The 11,621-nt window shown below is 47.3% G+C and carries 10 protein-coding genes, 1 tRNA gene and 1 pseudogene; 11 read left to right on the top strand and 1 reads right to left on the bottom strand.

The genetic code is table 11. The features are described from left to right. The 11 genes and pseudogenes from Q0393_RS07015 to Q0393_RS06965 form a co-directional block, all read left to right on the top strand. A pseudogene (locus Q0393_RS07015) lies at nucleotides 1-113 on the top strand (acetyltransferase); the annotation flags it as partial. Between the two features lie 116 nt (nucleotides 114-229). Continuing rightward, nucleotides 230-1,327 (top strand): UDP-N-acetylbacillosamine transaminase, encoded by a 1,098-nt coding sequence (gene pglE / locus Q0393_RS07010; protein WP_298979006.1) that lies wholly within the window; start codon nucleotides 230-232, stop codon nucleotides 1,325-1,327. After that, nucleotides 1,327-3,132, top strand: coding sequence for a nucleoside-diphosphate sugar epimerase/dehydratase (locus Q0393_RS07005; protein WP_298979004.1), 1,806 nt, complete (start codon nucleotides 1,327-1,329; stop codon nucleotides 3,130-3,132). The genes pglE and Q0393_RS07005 overlap by 1 nt, the downstream gene beginning before the upstream one ends. After that, the gene (gene hisH / locus Q0393_RS07000; protein WP_298979002.1) at nucleotides 3,129-3,872 is read left to right on the top strand and encodes an imidazole glycerol phosphate synthase subunit HisH; all 744 of its coding nucleotides are present in this window, start codon (nucleotides 3,129-3,131) and stop codon (nucleotides 3,870-3,872) included. The genes Q0393_RS07005 and hisH overlap by 4 nt, the downstream gene beginning before the upstream one ends. Continuing rightward, nucleotides 3,872-4,579 (top strand): 1-(5-phosphoribosyl)-5-[(5-phosphoribosylamino)methylideneamino]imidazole-4-carboxamide isomerase, encoded by a 708-nt coding sequence (hisA, locus tag Q0393_RS06995; RefSeq protein ID WP_298979000.1) that lies wholly within the window; start codon nucleotides 3,872-3,874, stop codon nucleotides 4,577-4,579. The genes hisH and hisA overlap by 1 nt, the downstream gene beginning before the upstream one ends. A 78-nt stretch (nucleotides 4,580-4,657) precedes the next feature. Further along, nucleotides 4,658-5,521: a 50S ribosomal protein L11 methyltransferase gene (locus Q0393_RS06990; protein ID WP_298978997.1), complete on the top strand. Its 864-nt coding sequence runs from the start codon at nucleotides 4,658-4,660 to the stop codon at nucleotides 5,519-5,521. Next, entirely contained in the window at nucleotides 5,518-7,467 is a 1,950-nt protein-coding gene (gene ftsH, locus Q0393_RS06985; protein ID WP_298978995.1) for an ATP-dependent zinc metalloprotease FtsH, read from the top strand. Before Q0393_RS06990 ends, ftsH begins: the two co-directional genes overlap by 4 nt. Before the next feature lie 126 nt (nucleotides 7,468-7,593). Then, a complete protein-coding gene (gene pssA, locus Q0393_RS06980) occupies nucleotides 7,594-8,343 on the top strand; it encodes a CDP-diacylglycerol--serine O-phosphatidyltransferase (RefSeq protein ID WP_298978993.1) in 750 nt (249 codons plus the stop codon). Nucleotides 8,344-8,427: 84 nt separating this feature from the next. Next, nucleotides 8,428-9,942: a 2-isopropylmalate synthase gene (locus tag Q0393_RS06975; RefSeq protein ID WP_298978992.1), complete on the top strand. Its 1,515-nt coding sequence runs from the start codon at nucleotides 8,428-8,430 to the stop codon at nucleotides 9,940-9,942. A 157-nt stretch (nucleotides 9,943-10,099) separates the two neighbouring features. Next, nucleotides 10,100-10,438 (top strand): ATP synthase F0 subunit C, encoded by a 339-nt coding sequence (gene atpE, locus Q0393_RS06970; RefSeq protein WP_177386747.1) that lies wholly within the window; start codon nucleotides 10,100-10,102, stop codon nucleotides 10,436-10,438. 69 nt (nucleotides 10,439-10,507) lie between these two features. After that, a tRNA-Leu gene (locus Q0393_RS06965) sits at nucleotides 10,508-10,592 on the top strand. 46 nt (nucleotides 10,593-10,638) lie between these two features. Here the strand turns inward: Q0393_RS06965 and Q0393_RS06960 are convergent. Continuing rightward, complete coding sequence (locus Q0393_RS06960; RefSeq protein ID WP_298102929.1) at nucleotides 10,639-11,454, bottom strand: hypothetical protein; 816 nt, start codon at nucleotides 11,452-11,454, stop codon at nucleotides 10,639-10,641. Nucleotides 11,455-11,621 lie beyond the last annotated feature (167 nt).

Here is an 11,621-nt window from a genome sequence, read left to right as displayed (position 1 = left end):
TAAGTATCGGGCAGCGCTGTATCATCGGCGCGGGCGCTGCGGTGGTGCGCGACATAGCTAGCGACAGCGTAGCCGTAGGCGTGCCCGCTCGCGTGATTAAAAAAAATGGCTGAATTTAAAATTTATAGCATTAAAAGTGATAAAATCCAAGCATTTAAATTTAATGCCGAAAGCTAAATTTAGCCCTGCGCCAAGCGAGGTTAAATTTAAAGATCAAGGAAGGATAGAGATGGCAAGAGTATTTTTAAGCCCGCCGAATATGGGTGGCGATGAGCTTGAGTATATAAAAAAGGTATTTGAGAGTAACTATATCGCGCCTTTGGGCGAATATGTAAATCGCTTTGAGGATGCGGTGAAATCATATACGCACGCACGCGGCGCGCTAGCGCTAAACGCAGGCACGGCGGCGCTTCATCTGGCGCTTCGCTGCAGCGGCACAAAGGACGGCGACGTGGTGTTAGGCTCTACGTTTACCTTTATGGCGTCGCTAAATCCGATATTTTACGAGCGCTGCGTGCCGGTACTGATAGATAGCGACGAGAGCTGGAATTTAAGCCCGAAGCTGCTTAAAGAAGCGATCAAAAAATCGCCGAAAAAGCCGAAGGCGCTAATCGTCACGCACCTTTACGGACAGGCTGCAAAGATGGATGAGATATGCGAAATTTGCGCCAATGAAAATATCGATCTCATCGAGGATGCTGCGGAGGCGCTGGGCGGATTTTATAAGGGTAAGGCGCTGGGCGGCATCGGAAAATGCGGCGCGCTAAGCTTCAACGGCAATAAAATCATCACTACCTCAGGCGGCGGAATGCTGATCTCAAACGACGAGGAGCTAATCGCCAAGGCTAGATTTTATAGCACCCAGGCGCGCGAGCCGCTACTTCACTACGAGCACAAAGACTATGGCTACAACTACCGCTTAAGCAACGTTTTAGGCGCTATCGGCGTAGGTCAGATGGAGGTCTTGCCGCAGCGCGTGAAAAGAAAACGCGAAATTTTTAAAATTTACGAGGATCTGTTTAGAGGCACCGACGTGGAGTTTATGCCCGAAGTAGAAGGTGGCGAGGGCAACAGATGGCTTACAACGCTATTATTTAAACAAAAAGGCGCTCATCTAAAGGTAATCGATGCGCTAAATAAAGCCGACATCGAATCTCGCCCGCTTTGGAAGCCGATGCATCTGCAAAGCATCTTCGCAGGCGCGCTTAGCGTAGTTGACGGCACTAGCGAGGATATGTTTAGTCGCGGCATCTGCCTGCCTAGCGGCACCGATATGAGCGACGAGACGATCGAGCGCGTCGTAAAAATCGTAAAAGAAAACATCTAATGCTGTTAAAACCCACTAAATTTAGCCGCTTCGCGTTTTTTTTGCTAGGAGATATTTTTATCTCGATCCTCTCCGTTTACATCGCGTTTTTGCTGCGATTTAGCGGAGATATACCGAACGAATTTTATAAAGGCGCGCTGCTTAGCGCCTCGAGTCTTACGGCGATTAAAATTTTCTATTTTTGGTTTTTGCGGATCTATTTAGTTCCGTGGAGATTTTTCGGCCTATATGAAGCAAGAAAGCTCTTTTATGCGCACGTGATGGCAGCGCTTACCTTTTTGATCCTGTTTTTTCTAGCGAGTAAAATTTTTAACCCGTTCCCGCGCTCGGTCATCATCATAGATGCGGCGATCTCGTTTATTTTAATCGGTGGGATTAGAATTTCAAAGCGGATGTTTCTAAGTGAGAAGAAAAATATCACGAATAACGAGCCTTGTATCGTCGTAGGCGCTACGAGCAAGACCTTTCACGTCCTAAAAGGTATGCGGCAAAAATATATCAACTACTATCCCGTGGGCGTCGTGGACGGACGGGCAGAGCTTGTGGGGACCTATTGCGAAAACTACGTCGTCAGAGCCAAGAGCGAAATTCCGCAGATGATCAAAGATAGCGGCGCTAAAACCGCAATCATCGCGCTGGCGCTGTATCCGGACGAGCTAAAGGAGCTTTATGACGAGCTTTTTGCGTACGGGCTAAAGGATATCAAGCTCTTTTCGCTTTTGGAGGATGAGAGCAAAAAGATCCGCGACGTATCGATCGAGGATCTGCTCGCGCGCAAGCCCAAGGATCTCGACACCAAGGCGATTGAAAATTTTATCAAAGACAAGATCGTGCTGGTAACGGGCGCGGGTGGCACGATAGGAAGCGAAATTTGTAAGCAATGCTTGAAATTCGGCGCAAAGCGTCTTATCATGGTCGAGCACAGCGAGTTTAATCTCTACTCGATTAACGAAGCTACGGGCGCGGATGCGCGCAACGAGTTAAAGATGATAAACGTCGTTTATCGCCATGAGCTGGAGGAGGTTTTTGCAGAATTTCATCCCGAAGTAGTCGTGCACGCAGCGGCGTATAAGCACGTGCCGCTATGCGAGTTTAACCCGCATCTAGCGGTCAAAAACAATGTCATCGGCACAAAAAACGTAATCGATCTGTCTAAAAAATACGGCGCGAAAAAGGTTGTTTTGATCTCGACCGATAAGGCGGTGCGACCGACGAACATTATGGGCACGACGAAGCGTATCTGCGAGCTTTACGCGCTAAATTCCAACGACGCGGCAAGCGACACGCAGATCGTCGCGGTGCGCTTTGGAAACGTGCTCGGCTCAAGCGGCAGCGTTATCCCTAAATTTAAACGCCAGATCGAAGCAAACGAGCCGCTTACCGTTACGCACCCAGAGATTACGAGATATTTTATGCTCGTTAGCGAGGCGTGTCAGCTCGTGCTTCAAGCGGCTTCCATCGCGCAGGGCGGTGAACTTTTCGTGCTGGATATGGGCGAGCCCGTAAAGATCGCCGATCTTGCCAAGCGAATGCTGCAGCTCGCCGGCAAGGAGGAGCTGGGCATTAAATTTGTAGGTCTTCGCCCAGGCGAGAAGCTTTATGAGGAGCTTTTGATCGACGAAAACGACAAGAGCACAAAGTATCAATCCATCTTCGTAACCCACTCCGCAAAATACGACCTAGAGGAGCTAAGCTCGCAGATCGAGGAGCTTTCGGAATGCGAGGACGCGCAGGTCGCGGATAAGCTAAAGCGCATCGTGCCCGAGTTTTCACACCGATTGAACGATATGAAGGGCACGGCTTGATCGGCATCGTGGATTACGGCGCGGGCAATATCCAAAGCGTAATGAACGCACTTAGCTTTTGCGGCGCTAAATTTTGCCTCGCGCGCAGCCCGGAGGAGCTTTTGAGCTGCGATAAGGCTCTGCTTCCGGGCGTGGGCGCATTCGGCGAGGCGATGGATAGGCTTCGCGCAAACGGTATGGACGCCGCGATTAAAGAGTTCGTCGCAAGTGGCAGATATTTTTTAGGCATCTGCCTTGGGATGCAGCTTCTGTTCGAGCAAAGCGAGGAATTTGGCGCGCGCAGCGGGCTTGGAATTCTACCCGGTCGCGTCGTGAAATTTGACAAAACGAAATTTAATATTCGGGGGGCGGAATCCAGGTCCGAAAATATGAAATTTAGAGAAAATACAAAATTTATATCGGGCGAGACGGAATTTAATTCAGATAGGGCAGAGCTGAGCGAGCGCAGCGGGCAAAATTTTGCCCGCGCCGAAAGCCTAAAGATCCCGCACGTCGGCTGGAACAGCGCGCATTTTATCAAGCGCTCGCCGATAAACGCGGGCCTAGGCGAGTTTGAGTATCTGTATTTCGTGCACTCCTACCACGTCCTTTGCGCGCGCGAGATCACGCTTGCGACCACGTTTTACGACTATGAGTTTGCAAGCGCGATCTGGCGCGAAAACGTATTTGCCTTTCAGCCGCATCCCGAAAAAAGCCACGATGCGGGCATAAAAATCATTAAAAATTTTACGGAGCTGTGATGGAGATTTTCCCTGCGATCGATCTAAAACAAGGATGCGCCGTGCGCCTTAGCAAGGGCGAGATGCAAAGCGCAAAAATTTATTCCAAGGACCCCTGCGAGCTAGCCAAAAAATTTGAAGATCTCGGCGCTAAGTGGCTGCATCTGGTTGATCTCGACGGCGCGTTTGCGGGCGAGGCGGTAAATTTCAAAGCGATCGAGCGGATCGTAAAAAGCACGCGCCTGCGCGTAGAAGTGGGCGGCGGCATCCGCGACGAAGCACGCATAATGGAATATTTGAGCTTAGGCGTCGATAGATTTATCCTGGGCTCGGCGGCGCTAAAAAACCCGGATTTCGTAAAGCAGATGGCGAAGCTTTACCGCATCGTCGTGGGCATAGACGCGAAAGAGGGGCTCGTAGCGACCGAGGGCTGGGCTGAACTAAGCCGCGTAAAAGCGACTGATCTGGCGCGAGACTACGCGGACGCGGGCGTTTGCGCGATCATCTGCACCGACATATCGCGCGACGGGATGCTAAGCGGCGTAAACGTAGAATTTAGCCGCTTTATCGCGAAAGCTAGCGGTATCGACACTATCGCAAGTGGCGGCGTTAAAGATATAAACGACATAATCGCGCTTAAAAATGCAGGGCTCATCGCAGGCGTTATCGTCGGCAAGGCGTATTATGAGGGCACGCTCGATCTTAAAAAGGCGTTTGAGGCTCTATAAAAACGCCCGAGCGTAAGCAAAGTTTGAACTAAATTTTAGTAATATGCAAATTTTAAAATTTAAAGGCGATGTGAGGCGATGAAAGATTTTTTTTATGAGATGATCGTAAAAAGTGCGAATGCGAGCGAGCTTTTTAAAAACTTTGCGTTTGAGCTCGGCGTTACCTGCGTCGAGGAGGATGGCGAGCGTTTCATAATCCGCGACGAAGAGGATCCGCAAAATTTAAAATTTGCGTTTGAAGAGTTTAAAAAGGCGCTCGCGCGATCTCTCAATTTAGACGCTGATCTGCAGATCGAAATTTCAAAAAAGCCTAATATCGATTGGATCGAGCAGTATAAAAAAGGCGTCGCGCCCGTAGCGGTCGGCAAATTTTACGTCCGTCCGAGCTGGTGCGAAAGATCGCAAGATTGCGAGCTAATCGATCTACTGATCGATCCTGCGCTGGCGTTTGGTTCAGGGCATCACGAAAGCACCAATATGTGTCTGGCGCTACTTAGCGAGCTTGCTTGCGATGGCATGAGCGCGCTTGACGTGGGCTGCGGCAGCGGAATTTTAAGTATCGCGATGAAAAAACTGGGCGCAAAAGTAAGCGCCTGCGATACCGACGAGCAGGCGGTGACGGCTACGCAGCAAAACGCCGAGAAAAACGGCGTGCAGATCGATAAAATTTGGCTCGGCAGCGTTTCAAGCTTGGGTGAGCAAAGCTCAAGCGCAGCCGCGCAGCCGCAGTTTGATCTCGTTGTCGCAAATATAATCGCCGACGTGATTTTGATCCTAAGCGCGGATCTGAAAAAAGCGCTGAAACCGGGCGGCAAGCTCGTGCTGTCGGGGATTTTAGAAAAATATAAAGATAGGATCGAGCAAGCCTTTTCGGATTTAAATTTCGTGCAGATGAAAAAGCAAAACGAATGGCTTAGCTTCGTTTATGAAAGGAAAATATGAATAACAACCCAAATAATCAACCCCCTCAAAACGGCGGCGGAAACAATTTTTTCAATAAAAATCCGATCGGCGTTTTTATAATTTTTGCGCTTATTTTGATAGTCGTGTTTAAAGCGATATCCCCAAGTGGCGGATTTGATAGCGGCGGAGTGCTAGGCTCCGTTTCAGGCGAGAGTAGAAACGTAACTTACTCCGAGCTAAAATCGCAGATCAAAAACTCTCAAGTAAGCATGGTTTCTATCGGGAGCTCCACGATTAAAGCTCAAGTCGGCAACGTAATCTACACCGCCAAGCGTGTGGATGACCCCGAGCTAGTTCAAATTTTAGAATCGCGCAAAATTCCATACGGCGCGTATAACGAGAGCAACTTTTTGACCGATCTGCTCTTTAGCTGGGTCTTGCCGCTCGTGATTTTCTTTGGAATTTGGATGTTTTTAGCCAACCGTATGCAGCGCAATATGGGCGGCGGCGTGCTCGGCATCGGAAGCTCTAAAAACCTGGTAAGCGCCGAAAAGCCGAAGGTTAAATTTAGCGATGTCGCGGGCGTCGAAGAGGCGAAAGAGGAGGTTAAAGAGATCGTAGATTTCTTAAAAAACCCCGAGCGATATATAAGTCTCGGGGCTAAAATTCCAAAAGGCGTGCTTTTGGTGGGGCCTCCGGGTACGGGCAAGACGCTACTAGCCAAAGCGGTTGCGGGCGAAGCGGACGTGCCGTTTTTTTCGGTATCGGGTTCGAGCTTCATTGAGATGTTCGTAGGCGTGGGCGCCAGTAGGGTGCGCGATCTATTTGATAACGCTAAAAAACAGGCTCCGGCGATCGTTTTTATCGACGAGATCGACGCGATCGGCAAAAGTAGAACCGCAGGCGGTATCGGCGGAGGCAACGACGAGCGCGAGCAGACGCTAAATCAACTGCTTGCCGAGATGGACGGCTTCGGCTCGGAATCAAGCCCGGTGATCGTCCTTGCGGCTACCAACCGCCCGGAGACGCTGGATGCGGCGCTTCTACGTCCGGGCAGATTCGATAGGCAGGTTCTAGTCGATAGACCTGATTTTGACGGCAGAATGGCGATTTTGAAGGTGCATATGCGCGACGTTAAATTTGCTCGCGATATCGATATCGAAGAGATCGCGCGCCTTACCGTTGGCTTTGCGGGAGCCGATCTTGCAAATATCATCAACGAAGCCGCGCTTTTAGCGGGTCGCGAGGCAAAGGCGGAGGTCGAGCAAAAAGACCTGCTCGAAGCGATCGAACGCGTCGGTATCGGACTGGCTAAAAAATCGCGCCGCGTAAGCCCAATCGAAAAGCGGATCGTCGCCTACCACGAAAGCGGTCATGCGCTCATCGCCGAGGTTACTAAAGGCGCGATGCCGGTATCTAAAGTAACTATCGTGCCGCGCGGATTGAGCGCTGCGGGATACACGCTAAATTCGCCGTTTGAAAATAGATACCTGCACCAGCGCCATGAAATTTTTGCCGAGATCGATACGTTTTTGGCGGGGCGCGCGGCGGAAGATGTGTTTTTGGGCGAGATCACCGACGGCGCGGGCAACGATTTGCAGCGCGCTACCGATATGCTTAAATTTATGGCTACTCAGGTCGGAATGACCGATGCGCTCGGGCTTGCAGTGCTAGAAAAGCAGCAGTATTCCTTCCTAAATGGCGGACAGAGCATCAAGGATTACAGCGAGGTAACGGCGGTTAAGATCGACGAATATGTTCGCAAGACGCTGGATGAGCGCTATGCGGCGGTAAAAGAGACGCTAAGGACCTATGCTCCGGCGATCGAGGAGATGGTAAAGGCGCTGTATGAGAAGGAGACGGTCTCTGGAGAGCAGATCGTGGAGATCATCTCTAAATTTGAAAAAGATAACGGCATACCCACCCGTCTGGTGCGAAATTTGGGCGCTAACGATGATATCGAAAACGCAAAGAACGAGGCTTAAATTTAAAGCCTCGCGCGCGGTAAAAGCTTAGGGCTAAATTTTAAGAAGGTCGCGCTAAAATGCTTTATGCGCGATCCGCGGTACCGAATGAAAAGCGGTGCAAAAATAAAATTTAAAGAGTAAGAGATGGAAGAGGAAAAGGGAAAATTAATCTACATATTGCCGAATTTTTTCACGGCGGCAAGTGCATTTTTGGCGGTTATCAGCATAATTTCTACGATCAAAGGCAACTTCAGCGCCGCGATCTTTTATATCATTTTATCCTTGATCTGCGACGGACTCGACGGCCGCGTAGCGAGGCTAACGCATGCTACGTCGAAATTCGGCGTGGAGTTTGACAGCCTTGCGGATATCGTGGCTTTCGGCGTAGCGCCGGCGCTGCTGTTTTACTGTGCGGTCGGGCACGATTACGGTAAGGTCGGCTCGCTCATAGCCGCGCTTTACGTGGTTTTCGGCGCGATCAGGCTGGCGCGATTTAACGTCACCACGGGCACCTACGAGCCTAGCGTTTTTATCGGGCTGCCGATTCCGACGGCTGCGATTACGATGGCGTTTTGGATCGGAATTTATCTAAAATATGAGCTCTCCAAAGGATTCGGCGTATTTTTGATCATCGCAATGGCGGCGTTATCGTTTTTGATGGTAAGTAACATACGCTTTCCGAGCTTTAAAAAGATCAGCCTAAAACGTCCCAACGCGATTAAAATTTTAGTGCTTCTAATCGTCGTATTTTTCTCGCTTTTATATCTTTTCAAGCTGGAATTCCCGGCGGTGCTTACTTTGATTTATATCGTTTACGGTTTGGTTCGTGGAGCTTTAAATTTAAGCGCGGCTAAATTTCATAAAAAAGACAAACCCGAGGAAACGGCGAAATAATCTCAGATATGTTTATCGCCGCGATTGTTTTAAGCTTGCGCGGCTATAATTTTGCCAAATTTTAACGCTTTGAAAGGACAAGCAATGGACAAAAATAAAATCATAATCTTCGATACGACGCTTCGTGACGGCGAGCAAAGCCCCGGAGCGTCGATGAATACGGACGAAAAGATCCATCTTGCGTTGCAGCTTGAAAAGCTGGGCGTAGATGTTATCGAGGCGGGTTTTGCGGCGGCGAGCCCAGGCGATTTTGACGCGATAGAAAAGATCGCTAGCGTCGTTAGCAAGGCTCGCGTCTGTTCGCTTGCGCGCGCTTTAGAAAAAGATATCAAAGCCGCAGGCGAAGCGATAAAGGGCGCGAAGCTTGGGCGTATCCACACCTTCATCGCCACAAGCCCGATTCATATGGAATTTAAACTTAAAATGCAGCCGCAAGAGGTTATAAAGCGCGCCGTAGAGTCTGTGCAATACGCCAAAAGCCTATGCGATGACGTGGAGTTTAGCTGCGAGGATGCGTGCAGAAGCGATATGGGTTTTTTAAAAGAGATCTGCGACGCTGCGATAAACGCCGGAGCCTCCACCATAAATATTCCCGATACCGTAGGCTATCTCTACCCGGACGAGATCACCGCCCGAATAGGCGAGCTCGTTAAGCTTATCGGCGAGCGCGCCGTAGTTTCGGTGCACAATCACAACGACTTGGGAATGGCTACCGTAAATTCCTTGGCTGCCATCTTGGCAGGAGCCAGACAGGTCGAGTGCACGATAAACGGTATCGGCGAGCGCGCGGGCAACGCGGCTCTGGAGGAGATCGTAATGGCGATCAAGACGCGCACAGATAAATTTGCGCCGCTTTATACCGATATAAATTTGAAAGAAATTTATCCATCCAGCCGCCTAGTCGCGAGCATTACCGGTATCGAGCCGCAACCCAATAAAGCGATCGTAGGTAAAAACGCCTTCGCGCATGAAAGCGGCATCCACCAAGACGGCGTGTTAAAACACAAAGAAACCTACGAGATCATGCACGCCGAGGATATCGGGCTTGATAAAAACTCCCTCGTGCTGGGTAAGCACAGCGGCCGCCATGCCTTCAAAGACAAGCTGGTATCTTTGGGCTATGAGCTTAGTAATGAGCAGATTGAGATCGCGTTTAATAAATTTAAATCGCTCGCCGACAGCAAAAAGGACGTTTTCGACGAGGATATTAGAGAGCTCGTAAACGACGAGTTCGTGGGAGCCGAAAAGACCTACGAAGTGCTGGTTTTAAGCTCCAATAGCTGCAACAAAGGGCACGCTAGCACCGCGCTTACGCTAAGGTATAAGGATGAAATTTTAAGCGATAGCGCGCTTGGAAACGGCGGCGTGGATGCGATATTCAAGGCGATAGATCGTATCAGCGGCATCAGCGGTAGCCTGAAGGAGTATCAAGTAAAAGCAGTCTCGCAGGGTAAAGACGCGCTGGCGAAAGTAACCGTTAAGGTGGAATTTGCGGGCGAGGGCGCCATTATCGGCAGAGGACTTGACGTAGATACGATGCTGGCGTCTGCAAAGGCCTACGTTGCGGCGCTAAACACATATCTGGACGCTAAGCGCTAAGATGTCGGCGTGCTCGGCGGGATTTGCTAAATTTAACGCAAATTCCGCCAGATTAAACAAATCAAAAGCAAAATTTTAATAATATTTCACACTTAAAACGTTGGAGTAGGGGGTATTGAGCCGAAACTCGTTTTAAAATTTATTTATGGAGACTTTTATGAAAAAAGTTCTTGTATTGTTATTTGCTCTTTGCGGCGCGGCTTTCGCTAGCGAGCAGCTAAGCGCTTACACTCAGATCGTTTCTTTTTCTGCAATTACCGTTGCAGTTGTTTTAGGTCTAGCCGCTTTGGGTGGCGCATTAGGTATGGGAAATGCCGCTAGTGCGACGCTTAACGGCATCGCTAGAAATCCGAGCGTAGCTAGCAAGCTATCGAATACGATGTATATTTCGCTTGCGATGATCGAAGCGCAGGTTATCTATGCATTAGTTATTTCATTTATCTTGCTTTTCGTAAATCCTTTTTTGACAGCGGGTTTAAAGGCTGCTGCAAATTAATCAAAAGCCCGAGAAATCGGGCTTCAAACTTATATAATTCAAGGCTTAAGATCAAGCTTTAAAATTTATGCGACCGTGGTGGAATTGGTAGACACGCTATCTTGAGGGGGTAGTGCCGCAAGGTGTACGAGTTCAAGTCTCGTCGGTCGCACCATCTATTAAAATTTTCCCTATTTTTTTGGTTTTATTAAATTTTGTTACTAAAAAATTGAATACCTTTTCGGTAAATTATCTATGTTTATACCTTGTTGCAAAAAATATTTTTTAACTTCTTTATAAATTTCATCGTTATATAAATAAATCATAAAATATCTACCCGAAACTGGTGTAGCATACATAGATACCGTAAAAACTTCATTTGATATTCTTATAAAAGGTAAGGCTGTAAAACCTTTCAAATTTTTATTTCTGAATAAGTAAAAAATAAATTTGAATGTTAAATTTACAAAATAAAATAAAATCAAGGGTAATAATAACTTACCACCATCGATAATTAGTGAAAGTATTATTATAAAATATACCAGTATATGAAATTTCTCTGTTTTAACACAGGAATTAGCAAAAAATGTTCTAGCTAATTCGTCCTCTAATATTTTACATTGTCTTTTTAATTTTCCATAATCATAAAATTCTATATAGCGATTTGTGAATTTTATTTTATGATTTTTAAATTTGAATTTTTGAAAAATTGCGACAATAACAATGTAAGTTATAGGGATTAAACTAAACCAAAAAAATACTTTATCTTCAATAGTTCCATAATCCCATAAATTTTCTAATAATCCAAAAAGTATTAGGCAAGAAATAAAAGATGAACTAAGCAATGTTAAAACGAAAAACTCTTCATAGCTTTGTATGATAAGCGGATTTTCATCATAATCCCTAAAATTCGGATTATTTTGTTTTTGATTTTCAAGCCATTGTTGATATTTTTGCTCTTTGATTTGAGCTTGTTGTATTTTTGCTTCTGCGTTTTTTCTTAACTGCTCGGCTCGTTGTTTTATATCGTTTTCCAAATCAACCCTTTTTATAAAATTTCATTGTACATTCAATCTTGGTCAGTATCGTTTGATACTGAATTTATTAAATTTACAAATTTAAACTCACTTTACAAATTCACACAATTAGTAAATTTAAATTTGCAAATTTGATATTTGGATCTGTTTGATCTGAATTAGCCCTC

The organism is uncultured Campylobacter sp., from assembly GCF_938015785.1.
Taxonomy (GTDB): Bacteria; Campylobacterota; Campylobacteria; order Campylobacterales; family Campylobacteraceae; genus Campylobacter_B.
Note: the sequence above shows the minus strand (reverse complement) of the source record. Positions and strands in the feature narration are given on the sequence as shown.

Excerpts from the sequence above, each read along its gene's own strand:
- pglE (WP_298979006.1), top strand. The coding sequence starts at position 230 with ATGGCAAGAGTATTTTTAAGCCCGCCGAATATGGGTGGCGATGAGCTT.
- Q0393_RS07005 (WP_298979004.1), top strand. The coding sequence starts at position 1,327 with ATGCTGTTAAAACCCACTAAATTTAGCCGCTTCGCGTTTTTTTTGCTA.
- hisA (WP_298979000.1), top strand. The coding sequence starts at position 3,872 with ATGGAGATTTTCCCTGCGATCGATCTAAAACAAGGATGCGCCGTGCGC.
- Q0393_RS06990 (WP_298978997.1), top strand. The coding sequence starts at position 4,658 with ATGAAAGATTTTTTTTATGAGATGATCGTAAAAAGTGCGAATGCGAGC.
- ftsH (WP_298978995.1), top strand. The coding sequence starts at position 5,518 with ATGAATAACAACCCAAATAATCAACCCCCTCAAAACGGCGGCGGAAAC.
- pssA (WP_298978993.1), top strand. The coding sequence starts at position 7,594 with ATGGAAGAGGAAAAGGGAAAATTAATCTACATATTGCCGAATTTTTTC.
- Q0393_RS06975 (WP_298978992.1), top strand. The coding sequence starts at position 8,428 with ATGGACAAAAATAAAATCATAATCTTCGATACGACGCTTCGTGACGGC.
- atpE (WP_177386747.1), top strand. The coding sequence starts at position 10,100 with ATGAAAAAAGTTCTTGTATTGTTATTTGCTCTTTGCGGCGCGGCTTTC.